The organism is Mesorhizobium sp. LNHC252B00 (genome assembly GCF_000502955.1).
Lineage (GTDB): Bacteria > Pseudomonadota > Alphaproteobacteria > Rhizobiales > Rhizobiaceae > Mesorhizobium.
Window position 1 is genome coordinate 553,921 of sequence record NZ_AYWO01000001.1, and the last position, 22,117, is coordinate 576,037.

The 22,117-nt window shown below is 62.8% G+C and carries 19 protein-coding genes, 1 tRNA gene, 1 pseudogene and 1 riboswitch; of the genes and pseudogenes, 13 read left to right on the forward strand and 8 right to left on the reverse strand.

Features of this window, described 5'->3' with window-relative positions; all coding sequences use genetic code 11:
* The first annotated feature begins 448 nt into the window (after positions 1-448).
* The 4 genes from proS (at position 449) to X744_RS166685 (ending at position 5,472) form a co-directional block, all read left to right on the forward strand.
* On the forward strand, positions 449-1,777 hold the full coding sequence (gene proS, locus X744_RS166700; RefSeq protein ID WP_023757149.1) for a proline--tRNA ligase: 1,329 nt from the start codon (positions 449-451) through the stop codon (positions 1,775-1,777).
* Between the two features lie 71 nt (positions 1,778-1,848).
* The gene (locus X744_RS166695) at positions 1,849-3,135 is read left to right on the forward strand and encodes a lipoprotein-releasing ABC transporter permease subunit (protein WP_023757150.1); all 1,287 of its coding nucleotides are present in this window, start codon (positions 1,849-1,851) and stop codon (positions 3,133-3,135) included.
* On the forward strand, positions 3,132-3,815 hold the full coding sequence (locus X744_RS166690) for an ABC transporter ATP-binding protein (RefSeq protein ID WP_023757151.1): 684 nt from the start codon (positions 3,132-3,134) through the stop codon (positions 3,813-3,815). The genes X744_RS166695 and X744_RS166690 overlap by 4 nt, the downstream gene beginning before the upstream one ends.
* A 406-nt stretch (positions 3,816-4,221) precedes the next feature.
* Positions 4,222-5,472 carry a peptidase M50 gene (locus X744_RS166685; RefSeq protein ID WP_023757152.1) on the forward strand — a complete coding sequence of 417 codons (1,251 nt, stop codon included), beginning with the start codon at positions 4,222-4,224 and terminating at the stop codon, positions 5,470-5,472.
* 21 nt (positions 5,473-5,493) lie between these two features.
* Here the strand turns inward: X744_RS166685 and lipB are convergent, their stop codons facing one another.
* Positions 5,494-6,237 carry a lipoyl(octanoyl) transferase LipB gene (lipB, locus tag X744_RS166680; RefSeq protein ID WP_023757153.1) on the reverse strand — a complete coding sequence of 248 codons (744 nt, stop codon included), beginning with the start codon at positions 6,235-6,237 and terminating at the stop codon, positions 5,494-5,496.
* Positions 6,238-6,415: 178 nt separating this feature from the next.
* Here lipB and X744_RS166675 point away from each other — a divergent pair.
* From X744_RS166675 to X744_RS166665, 3 genes are all read left to right on the forward strand, one after another.
* Positions 6,416-6,500: transfer RNA gene (locus X744_RS166675), tRNA-Leu, on the forward strand.
* Positions 6,501-6,694: 194 nt separating this feature from the next.
* On the forward strand, positions 6,695-8,113 hold the full coding sequence (gene mgtE, locus X744_RS166670; RefSeq protein WP_023757154.1) for a magnesium transporter: 1,419 nt from the start codon (positions 6,695-6,697) through the stop codon (positions 8,111-8,113).
* A gap of 113 nt (positions 8,114-8,226) precedes the next feature.
* The gene (locus X744_RS166665) at positions 8,227-8,613 is read left to right on the forward strand and encodes a MerR family DNA-binding transcriptional regulator (protein WP_006203215.1); all 387 of its coding nucleotides are present in this window, start codon (positions 8,227-8,229) and stop codon (positions 8,611-8,613) included.
* A 41-nt stretch (positions 8,614-8,654) separates the two neighbouring features.
* Here the strand turns inward: X744_RS166665 and X744_RS166660 are convergent, their stop codons facing one another.
* From X744_RS166660 to X744_RS166640, 5 genes are all read right to left on the reverse strand, one after another.
* Entirely contained in the window at positions 8,655-10,799 is a 2,145-nt protein-coding gene (locus X744_RS166660) for a beta-galactosidase (RefSeq protein ID WP_023757155.1), read from the reverse strand.
* A 25-nt stretch (positions 10,800-10,824) separates the two neighbouring features.
* On the reverse strand, positions 10,825-11,964 hold the full coding sequence (locus tag X744_RS166655; RefSeq protein WP_023757156.1) for an ABC transporter ATP-binding protein: 1,140 nt from the start codon (positions 11,962-11,964) through the stop codon (positions 10,825-10,827).
* Positions 11,965-12,031: 67 nt separating this feature from the next.
* Positions 12,032-12,883, reverse strand: coding sequence for a carbohydrate ABC transporter permease (locus X744_RS166650; RefSeq protein ID WP_023757157.1), 852 nt, complete (start codon positions 12,881-12,883; stop codon positions 12,032-12,034).
* Positions 12,883-13,767 carry a sugar ABC transporter permease gene (locus X744_RS166645; RefSeq protein WP_023757158.1) on the reverse strand — a complete coding sequence of 295 codons (885 nt, stop codon included), beginning with the start codon at positions 13,765-13,767 and terminating at the stop codon, positions 12,883-12,885. The genes X744_RS166650 and X744_RS166645 overlap by 1 nt, the downstream gene beginning before the upstream one ends.
* Before the next feature lie 117 nt (positions 13,768-13,884).
* The gene (locus tag X744_RS166640) at positions 13,885-15,156 is read right to left on the reverse strand and encodes an ABC transporter substrate-binding protein (protein WP_023757159.1); all 1,272 of its coding nucleotides are present in this window, start codon (positions 15,154-15,156) and stop codon (positions 13,885-13,887) included.
* Positions 15,157-15,270: 114 nt separating this feature from the next.
* Here X744_RS166640 and X744_RS166635 point away from each other — a divergent pair, with 114 nt between their 5' ends.
* Positions 15,271-16,446 carry an ROK family protein gene (locus X744_RS166635; protein ID WP_023757160.1) on the forward strand — a complete coding sequence of 392 codons (1,176 nt, stop codon included), beginning with the start codon at positions 15,271-15,273 and terminating at the stop codon, positions 16,444-16,446.
* Positions 16,447-16,484: 38 nt separating this feature from the next.
* Here X744_RS166635 and X744_RS166630 read toward each other — a convergent pair whose 3' ends face one another.
* Both X744_RS166630 and X744_RS166625 read right to left on the reverse strand, forming a co-directional pair.
* Positions 16,485-16,961 (reverse strand): isoprenylcysteine carboxylmethyltransferase family protein, encoded by a 477-nt coding sequence (locus X744_RS166630; RefSeq protein WP_023757161.1) that lies wholly within the window; start codon positions 16,959-16,961, stop codon positions 16,485-16,487.
* Complete coding sequence (locus X744_RS166625) at positions 16,958-17,956, reverse strand: DUF1624 domain-containing protein (protein WP_023757162.1); 999 nt, start codon at positions 17,954-17,956, stop codon at positions 16,958-16,960. The genes X744_RS166630 and X744_RS166625 overlap by 4 nt, the downstream gene beginning before the upstream one ends.
* Before the next feature lie 224 nt (positions 17,957-18,180).
* On the opposite strand from X744_RS166625, the gene X744_RS166620 reads away from it, so the two are divergent.
* From X744_RS166620 to cobO, 5 genes and pseudogenes are all read left to right on the forward strand, one after another.
* Positions 18,181-19,380: an MFS transporter gene (locus X744_RS166620; protein ID WP_023757163.1), complete on the forward strand. Its 1,200-nt coding sequence runs from the start codon at positions 18,181-18,183 to the stop codon at positions 19,378-19,380.
* A gap of 125 nt (positions 19,381-19,505) precedes the next feature.
* Positions 19,506-19,703: riboswitch (cobalamin riboswitch) on the forward strand.
* Between the two features lie 35 nt (positions 19,704-19,738).
* Complete coding sequence (locus tag X744_RS166615) at positions 19,739-19,918, forward strand: CbtB domain-containing protein (protein ID WP_023757164.1); 180 nt, start codon at positions 19,739-19,741, stop codon at positions 19,916-19,918.
* Between the two features lie 15 nt (positions 19,919-19,933).
* Entirely contained in the window at positions 19,934-20,701 is a 768-nt protein-coding gene (locus X744_RS166610) for a CbtA family protein (protein ID WP_023757165.1), read from the forward strand.
* Positions 20,694-21,285, forward strand: a pseudogene (locus X744_RS1000000171380) (bifunctional adenosylcobinamide kinase/adenosylcobinamide-phosphate guanylyltransferase). Before X744_RS166610 ends, X744_RS1000000171380 begins: the two are co-directional and overlap by 8 nt.
* A gap of 1 nt (position 21,286) precedes the next feature.
* Positions 21,287-21,901, forward strand: coding sequence for a cob(I)yrinic acid a,c-diamide adenosyltransferase (cobO, locus tag X744_RS166605; RefSeq protein ID WP_023757166.1), 615 nt, complete (start codon positions 21,287-21,289; stop codon positions 21,899-21,901).
* Positions 21,902-22,117: the final 216 nt, after the last annotated feature.

Consider the following 22,117-nt stretch of genomic DNA (forward strand, 5'->3'; position numbering starts at 1 on the left):
GTTTCCGGTTTCCGGTGGCAGCGAGTAACCGCGCCTAGATCGCATCCTCCCAAGACTTTGACCGCGTAGGAGAGCAGATTTTTTTCTACCCTCTCGGTTATGAGGGCACATTAGCCTAACGCGAATGAAAATGTCACGAAGAATTTTGCCTTGAAACGGGCATTCTCGTGCTGCGCTGCACAATAGTGCGGCAGGCGTTGCTTGGGAAACGACCTGTAAGGCGCGCGGCGCAATCACGGCGCCTTGGAACGCCGCGCGTTTGCCCGATCCGCGAAGGACAGTGCAACAGTTTTACTCGCAGCAGCGCCGTATTTTTGAAAATCAATTTCCGATTTTCGGACCGGTGCGTCCGGGTTTCCATTCCGCCATGAAATGGCTATGAAGCCGGGGCAAGCAAGCCCGTGCCGCGCCGATTCCCGCGCGGCGATCCTCACTCACGGACCAGTCCATGCGTTTGTCGCGCTATTTCCTGCCTATCCTGAAAGAAAATCCGCGCGAGGCTGAAATCGTCTCGCATCGGCTGATGCTGCGCGCCGGCATGATCCGCCAGCAGGGGCAGGGCAGTTTCTCGTGGCTGCCGCTCGGCAAGCGGGTGCTGGACAAGGTCTGCCGCATCATCCGCGAGGAGCAGAATCGTGCCGGTGCGCTGGAAATCCTGATGCCGACCATCCAGTCGGCCGATCTGTGGCGCGAAAGCGGCCGCTACGACGACTACGGCAAGGAGATGCTGCGCATCAAGGACCGGCAGGACCGCGACATGCTCTACGGTCCGACCAATGAGGAAGTGGTCACCGAGATCGTCCGCGCCTATGTGAAATCCTACAAGGACCTGCCGCTCAATCTCTACCACATCCAGTGGAAGTTCCGCGACGAGGTGCGGCCGCGCTTCGGCGTCATGCGCAGCAGGGAATTCCTGATGAAGGATGCCTATTCGTTCGACCTCGACTTCGAGGGCGCCAAGGCGGCCTACAACAGGATGTTCGTGTCATATCTCAGGACGTTTACGCGCATGGGCCTGCAGGCTATCCCGATGCGGGCCGACACCGGACCGATCGGCGGCGACCTCAGCCATGAATTCATCATCCTTGCCGATACCGGCGAGAGCCAGGTCTACTGCCATCGCGACTATCTTTCGCTCGATGTGCCGGGAGAGAAGACCGACTTCACCAACGACGCCGAGATCGGCGACATCGTCAAGACGTGGACGACGCCTTACGCCGCCACCGACGAGATGCATGACGAGGCGGCTTGGGAAAAGATCGGCGAGAACGACAAGGTTTCGGCTCGAGGCATCGAGGTCGGCCACATCTTCCATTTCGGCGACAAATATTCCAAGCCGATGGGCGCCAAGGTGACCGGCCCCGACGGCAAGGATCATTTCGTCTCCGGCGGCTCCTACGGCATCGGTCCGTCGCGCCTTGTCGCGGCGATCATCGAAGCGAGCCATGACGACAACGGCATCATCTGGCCGGAGGCGGTGGCGCCGTTCGACATCGGGCTGATCAACATGAAGGCGGGCGACGCCGAGTGCGACCGCGTCTGCGACGAGCTGCATGCCGCTTTCGTCGCTGACGGCAAGGACGTGCTCTATGACGACACCGACCAGCGCCCCGGCGGCAAGTTCGCCACCGCCGACCTGATCGGCCTGCCGTGGCAAGTGATCGTCGGACCGCGCGGCGTGGCTGCCGGCGAGATCGAGATCAAGAATCGCAGGACCGGCGAGCGCGAGACGCTGCCGATCGCGGATGCGAAAAAGCGCTTCGGTATCGCCGCATGAGCGAAGCGGTGGCGGCAAGATCGGCGGGCGCCGGGCCTTTTTCCATTTTCNAAGCGCTTCGGTATCGCCGCATGAGCGAAGCGGTGGCGGCAAGATCGGCGGGCGCCGGGCCTTTTTCCATTTTCGAGCGCATGGTCGCCTGGCGCTATTTGCGCTCGCGGCGCAAGGAGACGGTGATCTCGGTGATCGCGTCGATCTCCTTCCTCGGCATCATGCTGGGGGTCGCCACGCTGATCGTGGTGATGGCGGTGATGAACGGCTTCAGGGCGGAGCTGCTGACACGCATCCTCGGCGTCAACGGTCATCTCATCGTGCAGCCGCTCGATTCGCCGCTCGAGGATTATGCCCAAGTCGCCGGCCGCATCAACGGTGTATCAGGCGTCAGATACGCCATCCCGCTGATCGATGGCCAGGTGCTGGCACAGGGCAATGTCGGCGGCGGAACCGGTGCGCTGGTGCGCGGCATCCGCGGCGAGGATCTCGGCAAGATCGCCATCGTTGCCGGCAACATCAAGCAGGGCTCGATCGCCGATTTCGATACGGGCGAGGGCGTGGCCATCGGCAAGCGCATGGCCGAGAATCTCGGCCTGACGCTCGGCGACACCATCACCCTGATCTCGCCGGACGGCGATGTGACCCCGATTGGCACGACGCCGCGCATGAAGGGCTACAAGATCTCGGCGATCTTCGAAGTCGGCATGTCGGAATATGACACGTCCATCGTCTACATGCCGTTCTCCGAGGCGCAGCTTTATTTCAACATGGACGGCCGGGCGCAAACGATCGAGATCTATGTCGACAATCCCGATGACGTCGATGCGCTGAAACCGAAGGTGGAGGCGGCAGCGCAGCGGCCGATCGACATGGTCGACTGGCGCCAGCGCAACGAGACGTTCTTCTCCGCCCTGCAGGTCGAGCGCAATGTCATGTTCATGATCCTGACGCTGATCGTGCTGGTGGCGGCGCTCAACATCATTTCCGGCCTGATCATGCTGGTGAAGGACAAGGGCCACGACATCGCCATCCTGCGCACCATGGGAGCGTCGCGCGGCGCCATCCTGCGCATCTTCCTGATGACTGGGGCAGCGATCGGCGTGACCGGCACGCTCGCGGGCGTGCTGCTCGGCGTGCTGATCTGCACCAACATCGAATCCATCCGCCAGTTCTTCTCCTGGATGACCGGCAAGGTGCTGTTCAACCCGGAGCTCTATTTCCTCAGCCAGCTGCCGGCGAAGATGGATCCGCGCGAGACGACCTATGTCATCCTGATGGCGCTCGGCCTGTCATTCCTGGCAACGGTTTTTCCAGCATGGCGGGCCGCGCGCCTCGATCCCGTCGAAGCCTTGAGGTACGAGTGATGGCCGAGGCCATTATCGAGTTGAAGAGCGTCGAGCGGCACTATGTCCAGGGGCCGCGCAAGCTCACCATTCTCAACGGCGCCGATTTCTCGCTGAAGCGCGGCGAGATGGTGGCGCTGGTGGCGCCGTCGGGCACCGGCAAGTCGACGCTGTTGCACACGGCCGGCCTCTTGGAGCGCCCCGATGCCGGCGACGTCATCCTCGCCGGCCGCGCCTGCGGACGCCTCTCCGACGACGACCGCACGGCGATCCGCCGCAACGATGTCGGCTTCGTCTACCAGTTCCATCATCTGCTGCCGGAGTTTTCCGCGCTGGAAAACATCATGATGCCGCAGCTCATCAAAGGGCTGAGCCGCAAGGAAGCGGCGGAGCGTGCGGCACAGCTGCTCGACTACATGCAGATCGGCAAGCGCGCGTCGCACCGGCCGTCCGAGCTTTCCGGCGGCGAGCAGCAGCGCGTCGCCATTGCCCGCGCCGTTGCCAATGCGCCGCTGGTGCTGCTGGCGGATGAGCCGACCGGCAATCTCGACCCGGTCACCGCCTCCTATGTGTTCGAGGCGCTGGCGGCGCTGGTCAAGCAATCGGGCCTCGCGGCGCTGATCGCCACCCACAATCACGAGCTGGCGTCGCGCATGGACCGGCGCGTCACGCTGGCCGACGGCAAAGTGGTGCCGCTCTAGGGCACGGCGATACTCAGATAATGCCGGCCTGATCTGAATCTCGACGGGCCCTGGTCGGCGCCGGGCCACCCTCGCACGCCCGTCAACCTTTTCTTAACCCTGCCGATCCGACCTCCCGAAAATTTCGGAGACAGCCGGATTGTGCACGTTGACATTTGAACAAAACTAGAACAAAATACGAACATATCAACAACAGGAGAGAGTTATGACCGATCTGGTTCAGGATGTCATCTCACTGGTTTGCATGAGCACTTTCCTCGTTTCCATGGCAATCTGGATCGGAGCCATGTGATTTTGGCGGCATTCGGCGCCGCGGATCCTGCGCGCTCAAGACCGTTGCGCCCGTTAAGCCTTTCTTGCCGCCGCGACGATAGGGTGATCTGAAAGACAGGGGAGCAACGTCCAAGTGTCGCCCATCGTCACGGCCATTCTGGTGGCCAGCAATCTCGGGCTGATCTTTCTCTTGATGACCGTGCCGTTTGGTTTGCGCACGGTCCGGCTGTCTCGTCTGGTGGCGATGGACCGGCAACGTCTCTGGCAGGCGCTGTGGCCGCTCGGCAGCGATGCCGGCTGGTCCGGTGAGATACTCTCGGCCGAAGGGCCGGACGGCGAGGGCGTGGCTCGAATCATGCTGTCCTGGGAAGGCCGCGATGGCAAGCCGATCGAGCGCAAGTCGCGGTTTGAAGACGTCGTAGAGGGATGCCGCTTTTCGATGCGCGTCATCGAGGACACCGCGCTCGACGCTTCGTTCTGGAAGGATTATCGCGAAACCGCCGAACTTGTTTCCGAGGGCAACGGCACGCGGGTGACGCTCAGCCAGACCGATCGCTATCGCGGCGTTGCCTTCCTGGTGTTCCGCTATTTCGCCATGCGCCGCGAACTCTCCAAGCTGCAGCGCTGGGCGCGGACCGGGCAGTATCGCAAGGGCGGCTGGTTCGAGCATCCGCTCAGCCAGGTCGGCTTCGCCGGTCTTTCCGCGCTGATCCTGTGGCCGTTCTTCGGGCTTCATTTCGGCGGGCTGGCATTGGCCGCGATCCTGACGTCGGTTGTCGCCCTGCATGAGCTCGGTCACATGGCTGCATTTCGGCTGATGGGCCACAACAGGGCACGGATGATCTTCATTCCATTGCTCGGTGGCATCGCCATCGGTGGGCGGCCGTATGACAGCCGTTTCGAGGTCGCCTTCGTGGCGCTGATGGGCGCCGGCTTCTCCGCCTTCCTGGTACCGATCGCAATCGCTGCGAGCACCTTTGCCGGCGCGGAAGGGCATCGGTTGGCGGCTGGGCTGCTGGCGACGCTGGCTGGCTTCGCCGCCCTGTTCAATATCGCCAATCTTGTGCCGGTGTGGAAGTTCGACGGCGGCCAGGTGCTGCGCCAGATCTGTCCGGGGCCCATCGTGCTGGCGCTGGCCTCGTTCTTCCTGCTCTCGGCCTTTCTGGCGGTGGGTTGGCAGGCCGGCTTTTCCTCCAACTTTCTGCTCGCTACAGGGGCGGTGTTTTCAATTCTCAGCCTGCTGACGATGAGCAGCGGGTTCAAGCCGCGCCACGAGCTGAAGCCGATCCGCACCGTCGACCGCTTCGCCATGGCGGCGGCGCTGCTGGCGGTGTTCGCCATCCATGGCTACGGCGTCTTGTGGGCCTCAGCTCAGCTAACTTGAGCCGTGCCGGATCAGGAAGAATCAACCCGCCTTGCGTGCGGCTTCGACAGGCAATGCCGTGGCGGGACCGAAGACATCCTCGAAGGCGGATTTCAGCGCGAGATCGAGGTCGGCCATTGTCAGGGGAAGACCGAGGTCGACGAGGCTGGTGACGCCGTGGTCCTGCACGCCGCAGGGCACGATGCCACTGAAATGGTCGAGATCCGGTTCGACATTGATGGCGATGCCGTGAAAGCTCACCCAGCGTCGCAGCCGGATGCCTATTGCCGCGATCTTGTCCTCGGCCGGCGAGCCGTCCGGCAGGGAAGGGCGATCTGGACGCACAACCCAGACACCGACCCGGTCCTCGCGGCGCTCGCCATGCACGTTGACGGCTGCGAGCGTGCCAATGATCCACTGTTCGAGCGCGGCGACGAAGGCGCGCACATCCTCGCGTCGTCGCTTCAGGTCGAGCATGACATAGGCAACCCGCTGGCCCGGTCCATGGTAGGTGTATTCGCCGCCGCGTCCTGCTTCAAACACCGGGAAGCGGTTGGCGTCTATCAGATCCTCGCCGCGGGCACTGGTGCCGGCCGTGTAAAGCGGCGGATGTTCGACCAGCCAGACCATTTCGCCGGCGGCGCCGCTGCGGATCGCCTCGGCGCGCGCCTCCATGAATGCAAGCGCATCGGGGTAGGCGGTGAGGCCCGGTTCGACGCGCCATTCGACCGGTGCCGACCCGGGGAGCGGCAGGAACGACGTGGCGATCTGGCTTCGTTCTGGCATGACGTATCTCGTGTTGCCCTCATATGGCGCCAATCCGGCGAAACGTCCAGTTCGGCCCTGCATTGCCATCCTGTGGAACGTTATGCCAATCGCCTGACATTATTGCGTGCCGCGCACTTGTTTCGCCGGAAACGATTTGCTACACGCCGCGAGCCGGTCAGTTCCGGCTCTACCACGTGCGGTCGTGGCGGAATTGGTAGACGCGCAGCGTTGAGGTCGCTGTGGGGCAACCCGTGGAAGTTCGAGTCTTCTCGACCGCACCAGTTTCTCTTCCCAGAATCCGATTTGTGCCAGCCTCCGCCTGCTGCGGGCAGGGCGCATTTCGTTTGATATTCCCGCGCTTTACGCCATTTCCTCATTGAACATCGGATTCTCCCAAAACCGGTTTCCACTTTTGGGCCCGATGTTCTAGACCTGATTTGCACCTTTTCCGGGATTGCGATGGCGGGAGGCGCTGGTGGAAGGCCAGGACGAACGGATGACCGGCGCCAGGGCCGCCGAGGAACACCAAGCCGATATCTATGGCGAGGACGGCGCCGTTCTTTCGTCCTTCCTGGCCCAGATCGGTGCTGCGATCGCCGATCGCGACACGCTCGCGCTGAAGCGTGAAGTCGACGACCTGCACCAATCGGAACTCGGCGACCTGCTCGAGGCGCTGCACCCCGACCAGCGCCGCGCGCTGGTTGAACTGTTGGGCGCCGACTTCGACTTCTCCGCGCTGACCGAGGTCGACGAGGCGATCCGCATGGAGATCGTCGACAATCTGCCCAATGCGCAGATCGCCCAGGCGGTGCAGGAACTCGATTCCGACGACGCGGTCTACATTCTCGAGGATCTCGACCAGGAAGACCAGGACGAGATCCTGTCGCAGCTGCCGTTCACCGAGCGGATCAGGCTGCGCCGCTCGCTCGATTATCCGGAAGAGACCGCCGGCCGCCGCATGCAGACGGAGTTCGTCGCGGTGCCGCCGTTCTGGACGATCGGTCAGACCATCGACTACATGCGCGAGGACAACAACCTTCCGGAGCGTTTCAGCCAGATCTTCGTCATCGATCCGAGCTTCAAGCTGCTTGGCGCCATCGACCTCGACCAGATCCTGCGCACCAAGCGCTCGGTCAAGGTCGAGGAGGTGATGCATGAGACGCGGCACGCCATTCCCGCCACCATGGATCAGGAAGAGGCGGCGCGGGAATTCGAGCAGTACGATCTTCTGTCGGCCGCCGTCGTCGACGAGAACGAGCGGCTGGTCGGCGTGCTGACCATCGACGATGTCGTCGACGTCATCCAGCAGGAGGCCGAGGAAGATCTGATGCGCATGGGCGGCGTCGGCGACGAAGAGCTCTCCGACAGTATCTTTTCGACCTCGCGCTCGCGCGTTCCGTGGTTGCTGATCAACCTTTTGACCGCGTTCCTGGCGGCGTCGGTGATCAGCCTGTTCGACCGCACGATCGAACATATCGTGGCACTGGCGGTGCTGATGCCGATCGTCGCGGGCATGGGCGGCAACGCCGGCTCGCAGACCATGACCGTCACCGTGCGGGCGCTGGCGACCAGGGATCTCGACATCTACAACGCCAGCCGCATCATTCGCCGCGAGATGGGGGTCGGCTTCATCAACGGCATCATCTTCGCCATCCTGATCGGTGTCGTCGCGGCAGCCTGGTTCCGCGATCCCAATCTGGGCGGCATCATCGCGGCGGCGATGATCATCAACATGTTCGTGGCCGCGCTCGCCGGCATCCTGATCCCGCTGCTGCTCGACCGTTTCAAGATCGATCCGGCGGTCGCTTCTGCGGTCTTCGTCACCACGGTTACCGATGTCGTCGGCTTCTTTGCGTTTCTGGGCATCGCCACATGGTGGTTCGGTGTGCGTTGAGGTGCGCCCTTCAATTGACTTTTACGTAAACGCCGTGCGAGGCTAGCGCGGGGCGCCATGTCGATTCCGGCATGGCATGGGTTTGGTCGGGATTCCGGCGTGTGGGAGTGACAATGCGGGAATATTATTCGATCACCGAGTTGACTCGCGAGTTCGACGTATCGACGCGGACGCTGCGCTTCTATGAGGATGAAGGACTGGTGCAGCCGGTGCGGCGTGGCCGCACACGACTGTTTCGCCCCTCCGATCGCCACCTCATCCGGCAAATCATGCGCGGCAAGAGACTTGGTTTTTCGATCAACGAAATCCGCGAAATCATCCAGATGTACAAGGAGCCGCCCGGCGAGGTCGGTCAACTCAAGCTGATGATCAAGCGCATCGAGGAAAAGCGCGAGGACCTCAGGCAGAAGCGTCGCGACCTCGAGGAAACGCTCGCCGAACTCGACCAGGCCGAAGAGTCCTGCGTCGAGCGGTTGGTGGAGCTTGGCGTCAACACCTGAATGGCCAATGATCGCGGTCGTTCCGGCAAATCTGCGTCTTCTCACAGCGCGAGCGACACAACCGCGCAGCCATAGGCTTCGAGTTCAATATCGCCGCCAACCGGTCGGCCCGTCAAGAGATCGATACCCAGCGGTACGTTCGGCACGGTGATGGAAGTATCCCTGGTATTCAAAACGAACATCAGTTGACGGTCGTTGGTTTCGCGCATGGACACCTCCACCCCGGCCGGCAGTTCCGGCAGCAAGGGCACCACGCCGGCCTTGGCCAGAACGACATCGGCGATTGCTTCGGCAAGCTCGGGCGTCAGATAGGTGCCGACATAGACGACGCGACCCTGGCCGAGTTGGCGAGAGGTGATGGCCGGCTGTCCGGCGCAAAAACGGTTCGACCATGTGCCCAGCACCTCGGCGTCCGGCTCGACCTCGAGCAGCTCGTAGAGGTGGGCTGCCTCGAACTGCCTGTTGCCCAGGGTGAAGCGATATTTGCGCTCTGCCGACGAAGACGGCAGTGGTGACGGAGGCACGTAGGCGCCCATCGCGGCCTGCCGGAACAAGGGGAACAGCCCAGTGCCGCCCTCCGGAACCAGGCGGCCGAATTCGGTGACCCTGACGCCGCTCAACGCCGAAAGCTCGCGCCCGGGTGCTTGCTCGCGCACAATGTGGTTGTTCTCGTCTCGGGTGCCGGTCAACGCCGACAGGATCAGCGTGCCGCCGTTGCGGACGAACGTCTCGACCGGGGCAGTCCATTCCTGCTTCCACATCACCCAATGCGGAACATAGAGCGCCTTGAGCCGTGACAGATCGTCCTCAGGGTGGATGAAGCCGCAGGCAATGCCATTCTGGTAGCAGTAGCGATGCAACAGCGTGGCGTCTTCGAGCGGGCTCGGTAATCCCATAGGATAGGTCTTGTGCGCCTCCTGGTTGTCGAAATCGGCGCTGGCAATGCCGAGGTCCATGCGCACGACGGTGCCGAGGATCTGGTCCTTGATGGCGGCGATCTCATGGAAGAAGCGGCTTGCCTCGTCGTAGCGGCGACGCGGCACATCGTCGTGATCGATGACCCCCATCCAGTAGATCTCGGCACCGAAATGGGCAGGGCGCCATCGGAAAAACATTATGCCGTCAGCGCCGCGCGCCACGGACGTCATTGCCATGCGGCGCATCTCTCCCGGCTCCGGCGTCATTGTCGAAAAACCCGGCTGGCTGCCGAAACCGGAAGCCTGCTCCGGCACGATGTAATTGCCGGTGTATGCGCGGCAGATGTCGAGATGCAGCGCCTGGGTGGCCGCATGTCCACCGGTGCGCCTCATCTCGTCGTACAGCATCGGATAGATATCGAAGCCGATGAAATCGAGGTCTTGCCCGAACTGGCCGCGGAAATCGATGTCGGCGAGCTGGCCAAGATTGTGAAAGATGAACCAGTCCGGATTGGTGGCGCGCAGGATCTCGACCTGGTCGTGCTGGAAAGCCGCCGTCGCCGCAGCCAGGAACCGGTGGTAGTCCTGCACATGCCCAGGGCTCGGATAGGACGGCATCAGCGGGCGCGGCAGGTCGATCTGCGAGAAATCGTCGTAGGCGGTCGCCCAGAAATGGCCGCCCCAGGCGAAATTCAGCGCGCCGATCGCACCGTATTTGTGCTGGAGGAATTTCTGGAATTCCAGCCGTGTCGCCGGCGCGAACGATTCTGAAACGGTCGTATTGAGCTCATTGTCGGTCTGCCAGCCGATGACGCGGGGATTGTCCCTGTAGTGTTCGGCCATGGCGCGCGTGATGCGCCGGCTATGGCCGCGGAACACCGGGCTGGTGGTGTCGGCATGTTGGCGCGATCCGTGGCTTGCGGGGCGGCCGCTCACATCGACACGCAGCACCTCCGGATAGTTGGCGGTGAGCCAGCGCGGCGGCGTGGCCGTAGGCGTACACATGATGGTGTCGATCCCTGCGTTCGCGAGAACCTCGATCGCGCGGTCGAACAGGCCGAAGTCGACCTTGCCTTCGTAGGGTTCGAAGATGTGCCAGGCGAACTCGCCCATCCGGACCGTGTTGACGCCGGCTGCAGCCATACGTTCGGCATCGCGCCGCCAGCTGCTTTCGTCGACATGTTCGGGATAATGCGGCGCTCCCAGCAGGAAGCGGTCGAGGTTGAGTGGTCGCCATACCGAAAGCGGGGCGGGCTTGTTGCGCTGCATACAAGGATACTCTTGGATTCGGGGGTCAGGTTGCGGGGACGGGTTTTCGCGGCGTCAGCGTGCGGCCATCGGGTCCGAAGAGATAGGCATCGGCGAGATCGAAGCCAGCGGTGAGCTGGGCCCCGACGCTGATCGGAGACACCTTGTTGAGCTGGACCGTGAAATTGCCTGTGCCGCTGTCCGAATTGGTCGCCTGAAGAGGAGAGGCGTCGAGGTAAAGAACCGTTTCCCGGCCCAGATGTTCGACCAATCGCACCTGGCCTGGGAACGATGCCTGGCGTGCATTCGCCGCTTCGACCAGGTGCAGATTTTCCGGCCGGATCCCGACGGTCACCGCGTCGCCTGCCGAAAGGCCGTCGATGCCGCCAAAGGCAAGCGCCGGCATTCCGGCCGCCGTCAGCGTGATCTCGCCCGCACCGACGGTTTCCACCCTCGCTTCGATGAAGTTCATGCGCGGCGCGCCGAGAAAGCCGGCGACGAAGATATTCGCCGGATTGGCGTAGAGTTCGAGAGGAGAGCCGACCTGCTCGACTCGCCCTTTATTCAGCACCACGATCCGGTCCGCCATGGTCATGGCCTCGATCTGGTCGTGAGTGACGTAGACCATGGTCGATCCGAGCTGGGCGTGAAGGCTGGAAAGCTCGACCCGCATCTGCGTGCGGAGCGCGGCGTCGAGGTTCGACAGCGGTTCGTCGAACAAGAAGACTTCAGGCGAGCGCGTTATGGCGCGGCCGATCGCGACGCGCTGGCGCTGCCCGCCCGACAATTGCTTCGGGCGCTTGTCCAGTTGCTCCTCGAGGCGAAGTATCTGCGCGGCGCGCTTGACGGCGGCGTCGATCTCCGCCTTCGGGCGTTTCGCCATCCGCAGGCCGAAGCCCATGTTCTCGGCCACGGTCATGTGCGGATAGAGTGCATAGGACTGGAAGACCATGGCGATGCCGCGATCGCCGGGCTCTTCCCTGGTGACGTCGCGCCCGTTGATCACGACCTGGCCGGAGTTGATGGTCTCAAGCCCGGCGATCGTCTTCAGCAATGTCGATTTTCCGCAACCGGAGGGCCCGACCATGACGACGAACTCGCCCTTTTCGATCCTCAGGTCGACCGCCTTCAAGGCGTGATAGCCGGCGTAGTGCTTGTCGACCTTGCGCAGTTCCACGCTGCTCATCGCGCGCCGCCTTTCTGTATTGACCGGTTGCGTCCGTACGGTGCGGCCTGAATTCCTCGAACAAAAATCATCCCTTGACCGCCCCCATGGTGAGGCCGCTGATGAAGTGCTTCTGCATCAGGAAGAACATGACCACGGGCGGCAGGGCGACGAAGATCGTTGCCGCCGAGACGATGTTCCAGGCGGACGTCCATTCGCCGCGCAGATTGTTCAGCCCGGCTGTGACGGGTTTGACGGCGTCGCTCTGGGTAAGCACGATCGCCCAGAAATAATCATTCCAGATGAAGGTGAAGGTGAGGATGGCCAGCGCCGCCAGCGCCGGTCGTACCAGGGGTACCACCACATGGCGCAGCACCTGGAAGGGCGACGCGCCCTCGGCGCGCGCGGCCTGGAACAATTCGCCCGGCAGTGCCGCGATGAAGTTTCGCATGAACAGCGTCGCAAAGCCGGTCTGGAAGGCGATGTGGAATACGATCAGCGCGTAGACCGTGTCGTAGAGGCCGAGCCTGACCATGAGGTCACGCACCGGGATCATCATGACCTGGGCCGGCAGGAAATTGCCGCCGACGAACAGCGCGAAAATGAGATTTGAGCCGCGGAACGGATAGCGCGACAGCACGAAGCCGGTCAACGTCGACAAGATCAGCACGCCGATCACCGAGGGGATGGTGATCAGCAGGCTGTTGAGGAAGAAGCGCAGCATCGCGGTCTGCTCGAAGACCGCCGTGTAGTTCTCGATCAGGCTGAACTTCTGTGGCCAGCCCCAGTAATTGCCTGCCATCAATTCCTCATTGGAGCGGATCGAGGTCAGCATGACGGCAATCAGCGGCAGCAGCCACAGCGCGACGACCAGCGTCACGCCGCCGACGTAGAGCCCGCGCTTGATCTTGGCGTCTTCGGGGATCGGGCGCGGATACATCAGGCATTGCTCCGTTCGGCCTTGATGAGGCCGTGCAGGTACCAGGCGATGAAGGCGCTCATAATCACGAAGAGCACCGTGGCGATCGCCGCGCCATAGCCGAAGCGATAGGAAAAGATCGATTCCTCGTACATCTGGTAGGCGAGCACAGTCGATGAGCCGTAGGGACCGCCGGTGGTCATGACGGCGACCATGTCGAAGGAGCGCAGCGCACCGATCACCGTCACCGCGATGGCGATGAAGCCGACCTGCGACAACTGCGGCAGGACTACGTGGCGAAGCATGCGCCAGCCGCGTGCTCCGTCGACGCGTCCGGCGCCGATCAGATCCTCGTCGAGGTTGTTCAGCCCCGCCAGGAACAGAACCATGCAGAAGGCGATCTGCGGCCAGAGAGCTGCGGCGGCGACCGCGAAAGTGGCGAAATTCTCGTCGGAAAGCAGCGCCGGCGCGGTGGCACCGAACAGGCCGAAGATCAATTGCAGCAAGCCGAAGGTGGGATCATAGACCCAGCCGAAAACGACACCCACGGTCACCGTAGCCAGCACCAGAGGGACAAAGAACAGGGACTTCAGAATGCGCATGCCGCGGATCTGCTGGTTGACGATCAGCGCCAGCGCGAGACCGATCGGCGGCGCCAGCATGAAGATCAGCAACCAGATGACGTTGTTCTTCAGCGAGACGTAGAATTGCGGGTCCTCGGCCAACTCGGCATAGTTGGCGAGGCCGACCCAGGTCTTGGCGCCGATACCGTCCCATTCGTGCAGCGAAATCCAGACCGTCTCGACGGAGGCGGCAAGGATCACCAGGCTGAACAGGATGAGGCCCGGCAGAAGGAACAATGCCGGCGTCAACCAATGACGATGTCTGCGCCAGAAGCGGGGCATGGGAATTCATCCAAAAAGGAGACGGGGCCGCCAGGGCAAGCGGCGCCCGTCAAGTCCGGGAGGACTAAGCTGCGTTCAATTTGTCTCAAAACCGCTGCGCGCTTTTGAGCGACAGCATCAGCTGAATATTCTCTTGCGGGTCTTTTCCAGCCGTTCGAGGATCTGATCGCGCCGTTCGGGTTTGACCATGAATTCCTGAAGCCCGGTCATGCCTTCCTGGGCCATGTCCGGATCGGTGTCGCGATCGTAGTATTGCGACGTGCCGACCACTTTCTTCAGCTCTTCCACGGCGGCGTTGACCAGCGGGTCGTTGCTGGGTGGGCAGTCGTTGCGCGGCGGGATCGCTCCCTCGGCGGCGAGGAAGGCTCCGAGATTCTCCGGTTTGTAGAAATAGGCGAGGAAGTCGCGCGCGCCTTGCTTGTTCTTGGCGTTGGCCGGAACATGAACGGAGTTGACCGAAAAATCCTCATATCTGGCGACACCGGGGATGATTTCGGGAAACGGCGCGTAGGCGAGCTGCGGGAGGTCTGCCTCCGGGAAGGCGGACCTGACGAAACCACCAAGGTCCATCATGGCGGCCTTCTTCTGCGCCAGGGCGGCGCCGGCCTGCTCCCAGCCGAAGGAACTGTGGTTCGGCGAGAAGAACCCGGCCTTGATCAGCTCGCTCCATTTGTCGAAGACGGGCGTAAGCATCGGGTCGGTGTACTGGACCTTCCCGTCCATCAGGGCGATGTGCTTGTCGAGGCCGTTGATGCGCAGGTTCATATGGTCGAACCAGCCGCCCGCGGGCCAAAGCTCCTTGGTACCCATGCTCATCGGGATCATGCTTGCGGATTTCGCGGCCTCGCCAAAGGCGAGAAAATCGGTCCACGTCTTCGGCGGCGTCCAATTGTGTTCGGCAAAAACATCCTTGCGGTAGAACAGACCCCAAAGCAGGCCGCCCATCGGCAGGCCATACTGCTTGTCGCCGACCGTGACTGCATTTGTCGTGGCGCCGAGCACGCTCTTGTAGTTCTCGCGGGCGAACAGATCGGAGATGTCGTCGAACAGGCCTTTGGTGACAAAGGCCTTCATGCGGTTGCCGGAGAACCAGAAGCAGATGTCGGGGGCGCCGACGACCAAATAGCTGCGGATCGCCGTCTTGTGCGCCTCGTGGTCCATGTTGTTGATGGTGATCTTGGCGCCGGATTTCGCCTCGTATTCGGCTGCCAGCCTGTGCAGGATGTCGCGTTGCCCGGCGTTGCTGAGATTGGAAATGATGGTGATTTCCTGCGCCTGCGCCAGGGCCGGCAAGCAGAGGCTTCCGGTGGCAGATGCAGCGAGCGCCGCGCCCGTGCCCTTCAGGAATCGGCGTCTTGTCGTGGATAGCATTGTAGCGGTGATGGTCATGGCTTTTATCTCCTCCCTGAGAACAGCCGGATTCCAATTGAACCACGGCGAGTCGTAGCGTATGCAGATGGAGCCGGTCAATATTTAATTTACAAAATTAACAATGAGGGAAGAATGAAACTGAAAGGCGACCAGCAGACGTCGCGCTCGATCAATCGCCGGCTGATTCTCAACCTGCTGCGAAGGGAAGGGGCGATCAGTCGTGCCGAGATTGCCGCGATCACCGGACTAAGCCCGGCGGCGGTGACGTTCGTCGTCACCGACCTGTTGCACGAGAACATTCTGATGGAGGGAGAGGCCAGCGTTGGAGCGCCGGGGCGGCGGCCAATCCCGATCAACATCAATTATGCCGGCCGCCTTGTCGTCGGGTTCAAGCTGATGGTCGGTGCGATCGATTGCGTGCTGACTGACCTGGCCACGACACCGCTTGTCTCCAAACGCGTCGCTGTGCCCGATCAGTCGCCACGAAGCACGGTAGAAGCCTGCGCCGCCGCTGTCAGCCAGTTGCTTGCCGATCGGGCCGCGCCAACCGGGGCGCAGCTCAGCGGCATCGGCATCGCCGTGCCCGGGGTCATCGACCATGGCGTCTGCCGGCTCAGTCACCGGTTCAATTGGACCGACGTGCCGATAGCGGCCATGCTGGCCGATCTCGTCAATGTGCCTGTGTGGGCCGACGACGATACCAACGCTTTCGCGCTGGCGCAGCAATTGTTCGGTCTCGGCCGGCATCACCGCACTGTCGGCGCGCTGGCCATCGGCGCCGGGATCAGTTGCGCGGTGGTGATCGATGGTTCGGTCCATCACGGCGCGAACGGGGCCGCGGGCAAAATCGGGCACTCCATCTACGATCCAAACGGGCCGCAATGCGAGTGTGGCCGCCGCGGATGTCTTCAGACGTTCTTCTCCGAACCAGCATTGGTGAAGCGGTGGCGTGAGACGAAGGGCCTCTCAGCCGACGTTGACCGCTACGACATGGTCAGAGCGGCCAAGACCGGTGACGAGGTGGCCGTGAATTTGCTGCGCGAAGCGGGCGAAGGCATTGGCAGGTTTCTGGGCAGCTTCTGCAACATCATCGATCCGGAGGTGATTGTCGGCGGCGGCGAAGCGGTGAGCTTCGGCGACTACCTCTTCGAGCCCATGCGCGACGCGCTACGGCGTTACGCAATGTGGACTCCACCGCCGATCACGCCGGACTGGGCAGACGATTCGTGGGCGCGGGGCGCCGCCGCCCTCGCTACCCAGCGGCTGTTTGATTTCGAAAGCAGGCCTGGAGAAGTCGCGGCCGTATAGGCAATATCTCGAATTCCGACGCCCGCGGTAAGGCTTGCTCAAATCCAGCGTCGCACGCGTTTCGCGTAGTCGCGGTATTTCTTGCCGAACTTCGCCGCCAGCACCTTTTCCTCGCTCTCGATGGCCATCTTCTGCGTGGCGAAGGCCGCGATGAACGCCAGCGGGAGGAACCACGCTATCCCCGAGACAAAGGCGACGCCGATCAACAGCAGCGTGTTGGCCAGATAGATCGGATTGCGGGTGATGCCGAAGGGACCTGACGTGACCAGGTGATCGGGCACCGCGTTGGGGTTGAGCGTGGTCTTGGCCCGGATCATGGTGCGGATCGCGGTAAGCCAGAGTGCGGCGACGGCGAACAGGGCCACCCAGCCGGCCGCGAAAAGAATATCGCCCAGGAGGTCGCCGATCCAGGGCAGGGGGTAGAGCAGGCCAAGGGCAATGCTGATGGCGATGGCTGCGATGTAGATCAGCGGCGGCCACGGTATGAGCCCCGCCTTCGGCTGTTGCTCGGTCATTTGACCCCTTCCTCCATCAACTTGCTGTCGGTTTTGGCGGTACACATGCCGGCAAGGTCGGACAAGTGTGCTTTCCATTCCGCAGTCTGGTCGTTGTTGTAGAGCCGATCAAGCGTCGCCTCGCCCTCAAGCGTATCGAGCATGCAGACACAGTAGCTGGAACAGAACTCGGTGTCGCGCGACTGCTCGCAGGACAGCTGGCAGGTTTTGAGGAAATTCACCTGCGGGGTTTCGACCTGTGCCGGCATGATCTGCGAGAACACCCACACGCAGCCGATCAACAATGGCTGGTGGATCAGGTAGAAGGCCAAGCTGTGCCGGCCGATGAAGACCAGCGGGTTGGCCCAGCGCCCAGTCTTGAGGTTCGCCAGCCACGTCAAGACACCCGCGCCCGCAGCAAGCCTGGTGGAGCCTATGCCCAGAAGCACGGCGCCGAACCACGGGAACAGCGGAACGTAGTCGTTGGAACGCGGATTGATCGCCGACAGGCCGACCCACCACAGCCATGGATGGTCGAAGGCCTCGAAGCGCAAATAGACCGGCGCCGCGACGGCCAGCGCGGCAACCACCATGGTCAGCAAAGCCGGCAGGCGAAGAAACAGCAGGCCGAGCAGGCTGGCCAGCGCAATCTCGTGCAATATGCCGAAGAAGATGAAACCGTCCGGGGTGGCGATGCGGGTGACGATCGAAATCGCGATCGCGGCTCCGGCGACCATGGCGAACCGCTTCCAAAAGCCGTTCCAGCGGATTTTCTTGCCATGGGCGAGGTACAGGCTGACGCCGACCAGGAACAAGAAGGTCGAGGCGATGCAGCGCGCGTAGATCTTCCACCAGCCAAAGGCGGTGAGGCCCGGATCGGTGTAGCCGAAGAATTCCAGATCCCAGGTGAAATGGTAGCTCGCCATGGCGATCAGCGCGATGCCGCGCACGATGTCGATGACGACGATGCGCCTTGGTCGATCCTGGACGGGTGCGGTCGGCGTTTGAATGGTCATGGTCTCGCATTCTGATTCAGCCAGGCAGAACGACTATCACGGTTGCACCGGGCAAAAGAAGGCCGGGCGTCTGACAACGCGGACAGGATCAGGCGCCGCTTTAGGCCAGTGGCGGAAAGCCTTTGGCCAACTTCGCTTTTTGCCTGATGTGCGTCGGTTTCCTCATATTGGTGTCGGCATCGCCACCGCAGATTTGGCCCGGCAAATCTGCTTCGGGGAGAGCTATGTCCACCCATGTGCGCCATCCGATCTGGCTGCCGGCCCTCAAGGCCGCGGACGCGCGCACCTTTGCCTCGCTTTATGCGGTCGAATCCTTCGCCCGCGCCACGGTGTCGAGCGTCATCCCTATCCAGGCCTACGAGATCCTGCACAACGAGCAGGTCGTTTCGATCCTCTACACCGTCGTGGCGATGCTCGGCCTGTCAGTGACGCTGTTCATGCCGATGCTGATCCGCCGCTTTGCCCGCCGCTGGGTGTACACGGCAGGCGCCTGCCTGCTGGCCATCGGCTCGCTGTTCTTCGTCACCCATACGCTTGCCGGGCAACTGGCTGGCATGCTGTGCCGCGTGATGGGCGCCAGCGCGCTGTCGATCACGCTCAACCTCTACATCATGGACCATATCCGCAAGACCGAGTTCATGCAGGCCGAATCGCTGCGCATGGCGTGGTCGATGTTGGCGTGGACCGGCGGGCCGACGCTCGGCATCTTCCTCTACACCCACTTCGGCATCTATGCCGCGCATGGCGCCGTGGCGATCTTCGCCCTGGCCTTGCTGGCGCTGTTCTGGACCTACCGGCTCGGCGAGAACCCGTCGATCCGCCCGGGCCAGACGCGCCCGGTCAACCCGCTCGCCAATATCGGCCGCTTCGTCGCCCAGCCCAGGCTCAGACTGGCCTGGCTGATCGCTTTCGGCCGCTCCTGTTTCTGGACGACGTTCTTCGTCTATGGGCCATTGTTCATGGTCATCACCGGCGAAGGCAAGCTGGCCGGCGGCGTGCTGGTTTCGGCCGGCAACGCGCTGCTGTTCATGGCCATCTTCTGGGGCAAGGCGGGAAAGCGCTTCGGCGGCCGCAGGACGATGACATTTGCCTATTTCGCCATGTCGGCCATGCTGCTGGCGGCAGGCTTCGTCGGCGAGACCGTGCCGCTGCTCACCGGCGCCTTCCTGCTTGGCGGCGCCTTCTTCACCATCGCGCTCGACGCACTCGGCTCGACCGCCTTCATGCGCTCGGTGCGCTCCTATGAAAGATCGCAGATGGCGGCGGTCTACCGGACCTATCTCGACTTTTCCGAACTGACGCCGCCGCTGGTCTATTCGGTGGTGCTGGCGTTTTTCGGCCTAGGCTCGGTGTTCGTCACGCTGGGCCTGCTGGCTGCGGTCTGCGGCTTCGTGACGTGGCGCTATCTGCCGAAATCGCTTTGATCTTCAGGGCTTTGGTGGAAGTGCCGCATGCCAAGGTGCCTGCGGCAGCGGAGGCCCTCACTGGCACGACGCATTCGCGATGGTTGCCGCCGGAATTTGGTTTGCTGGAGGCGACGATTCTGCCTATAGTCGGCAATGTCGTCGGTTCCATTTTGGAGCCAAGAGGGAATGCGGTGAGGGCGAGTTTCGCCCAATGCCGTGGCTGCCCCCGCAACTGTGTGCGGTAGTCCTCTCCATATGCCACTGAAGATTTCTTCTTCGGGAAGGTGGGGAAGGGCGCTGATCCGCGAGCCAGGAGACCTGCCGGCGACAGGAAACTGACTTCGATGCCCTCGGGTGGAGGGCGAAAGGACAAGACATGACTACTGCTTCCGTCTCCCTCGGCGCCTCCGTCTCCTCGCAGTCGCGCTTCATGCAGCTCGCGCTTGCTGCGCTGCTCGGCGTTTTCGTGATGGGCTTTGTCGGCTTCTCGCATATCGATGCGGTCCACAATGCGGCTCACGACTATCGCCACTCGATGGCGTTTCCCTGCCACTGACGAGGATCTGACATCATGAACCTGTTTCGCAACGTCGTGTTCATTGCGGCGATCGCAGGGCTCGTGGCCGGTGTCGTTCTCGCCTGCATGCAGGCCTACGCCACCGTGCCGCTGATCGTGAAGGCGGAAGTCTACGAACAGGCCGGCGGCGGGCATCACCATGACCATGCCGTTCCGGCCCCAACGGATAGCAATGCCATGAGCACAGCCGCTCCGGCAGCGGAAGCCGCCCCGGCCGCCGAAGACGAGGGTTGGGCGCCGGCAGACGGTTTCGAACGTTTCGCCTTCAGCGTGCTTGCCAACATCGTCACCGGCATCGGCTTCGCCTTGATCCTGGTCGCGGTTTCCGAATTCGCCGGCGGCATCGGTGGCTGGCGCCAGGGCGTCTTCTGGGGGCTGGCCGGCTTTGCCGTGTTCACGCTGGCGCCGGGCCTAGGCCTGCCGCCGGAACTGCCGGCCATGCCAGCGGCCGATCTGACCGAGCGCCAGATCTGGTGGTGGGCTACCGTAGCGATGACCGCGGCCGGGCTCGGCCTGATCGCCTTCCGCAAGTCGCTGCCGCTGGCGATCCTGGCTGTGGCCTTGATCGTCGCTCCGCACATCGTCGGCGCGCCGCAGCCCGGCAGTTACGAGACGGCGATCCCCGAAGGCCTGCACCACCAGTTCGTGGTGGCGGTGACAGTGACCAATCTGGTGTTCTGGCTGGTGCTCGGCGCGGTCGTCGGCGTGGTCCGCGGCCGCTTCACCGGCACCGCGACCAGCCTGCGCGACAGCTTTGCCTGACAGCAAGGCACTGACCTTCCTCATCGGCGGTGCGCGCTCCGGCAAGAGCGCGCACGCCGAAACCCTGGCGACGGCCTTGCCCTCGCCATGGACCTATATCGCGACGGCGCAAGCCTATGACGATGAGATGCGCGAGCGCATCGCGCTGCACCGCTCACGCCGCGGCGAAGGCTGGACGACCATCGACGCACCGCTCGATCTTNATGCGCGAGCGCATCGCGCTGCACCGCTCACGCCGCGGCGAAGGCTGGACGACCATCGACGCACCGCTCGATCTTGCCGGCGCGCTCGCGGCCTTGCCCGACAACCAGCCGGTGCTTGTCGACTGCCTGACATTGTGGCTGACCAATCATATGCTGGCCGAACATGATCTCGAGCTGGAATGCCGGCGACTGGCGGAGGTGCTGTCGCGGCCGCGCGGGCCCTGGTTCGTGGTGTCCAATGAAGTCGGGCAAGGCATCGTGCCTGACAACGCACTGGCGCGCCGGTTTCGCGATGCCGCCGGCCGGCTTAACCAGCAGATCGCTGCCGTCGCCGACACAGTGCTGCTGATGGTGGCGGGACTCCCGCTGAAGGTGAAATGACATGACCGACGTCGACAATAAGGACGAAGAACGCCACCGCGCCAAGATGGCCAAGCGCAAGGCGGTGCAGGATGCCGAGGTGGCGAGCAAGACGGTCGAGAAGGGGCTGCTGATCGTCAACACCGGGCCGGGCAAGGGTAAGACGACGGCCGCCTTCGGTCTCGCGCTGCGGATGCTCGGCTACGGCAAGCGCGTCGGCGTCGTCCAGTTCATCAAGGGCAAATGGCATACCGGCGAGAAAGACGCCTTCGCCGCCTTCGGCGACCGCGTCATCTGGCACGCGATGGGCGAGGGCTTCACCTGGGAAACGCAGGATCTGAAGCGTGACATCGCCGCGGCCGAAGCGGCGTGGGCCAAGGTGCTCGAGCTGATGGCCGATCCGTCGATCAGCCTGCTGGTGCTCGACGAGTTGAACATCGCGCTGCGCTACGACTATCTCGATCTCGACAAGGTGGTTGCGGCGCTGAAAGCCCGGCGCGAGGGCCTGCACGTCGTCGTCACCGGCCGCAATGCCAAGCCGGCGCTGATCGAGGCTGCTGACCTCGTCACCGAGATGGGCGTGACCAAGCACCATTTTTCCGCGGGCGTGAAGGCACAGCAGGGGATTGAGTTCTGAGCATTTCCTACCCTCTCCCTTGTGGGGAGGGTCGATTCGCGAAGTGGAGCGGGGTGGGGGTCTTCGGCGCCGCACCCCCACCCCGGCGCTACGCGCCGACCCTCCCACAAGGGCAGGGCTATCGCATATGAGTAAAGAGCTTGAAGAGGAAGTCTCTGTTCCATCTGGCTCTTCGCATCTTGCTGGCGATGGGTTTGTCGAGAGGATGGGCTTGCA

Coding starts and splice junctions, on each gene's coding strand:
- proS (WP_023757149.1), top strand. CDS start 449: ATGCGTTTGTCGCGCTATTTCCTGCCTATCCTGAAAGAAAATCCGCGC.
- X744_RS166695 (WP_023757150.1), top strand. CDS start 1,849: ATGAGCGAAGCGGTGGCGGCAAGATCGGCGGGCGCCGGGCCTTTTTCC.
- lipB (WP_023757153.1), bottom strand. CDS start 6,237: ATGCCAGAACGAAGCCAGATCGCCACGTCGTTCCTGCCGCTCCCCGGG.
- X744_RS166665 (WP_006203215.1), top strand. CDS start 8,227: ATGCGGGAATATTATTCGATCACCGAGTTGACTCGCGAGTTCGACGTA.
- X744_RS166660 (WP_023757155.1), bottom strand. CDS start 10,799: ATGCAGCGCAACAAGCCCGCCCCGCTTTCGGTATGGCGACCACTCAAC.
- X744_RS166655 (WP_023757156.1), bottom strand. CDS start 11,964: ATGAGCAGCGTGGAACTGCGCAAGGTCGACAAGCACTACGCCGGCTAT.
- X744_RS166650 (WP_023757157.1), bottom strand. CDS start 12,883: ATGTATCCGCGCCCGATCCCCGAAGACGCCAAGATCAAGCGCGGGCTC.
- X744_RS166645 (WP_023757158.1), bottom strand. CDS start 13,767: ATGCCCCGCTTCTGGCGCAGACATCGTCATTGGTTGACGCCGGCATTG.
- X744_RS166640 (WP_023757159.1), bottom strand. CDS start 15,156: ATGACCATCACCGCTACAATGCTATCCACGACAAGACGCCGATTCCTG.
- X744_RS166635 (WP_023757160.1), top strand. CDS start 15,271: ATGAAACTGAAAGGCGACCAGCAGACGTCGCGCTCGATCAATCGCCGG.
- X744_RS166630 (WP_023757161.1), bottom strand. CDS start 16,961: ATGACCGAGCAACAGCCGAAGGCGGGGCTCATACCGTGGCCGCCGCTG.
- X744_RS166625 (WP_023757162.1), bottom strand. CDS start 17,956: ATGACCATTCAAACGCCGACCGCACCCGTCCAGGATCGACCAAGGCGC.
- X744_RS166620 (WP_023757163.1), top strand. CDS start 18,181: ATGTCCACCCATGTGCGCCATCCGATCTGGCTGCCGGCCCTCAAGGCC.
- X744_RS166615 (WP_023757164.1), top strand. CDS start 19,739: ATGACTACTGCTTCCGTCTCCCTCGGCGCCTCCGTCTCCTCGCAGTCG.
- X744_RS166610 (WP_023757165.1), top strand. CDS start 19,934: ATGAACCTGTTTCGCAACGTCGTGTTCATTGCGGCGATCGCAGGGCTC.
- cobO (WP_023757166.1), top strand. CDS start 21,287: ATGACCGACGTCGACAATAAGGACGAAGAACGCCACCGCGCCAAGATG.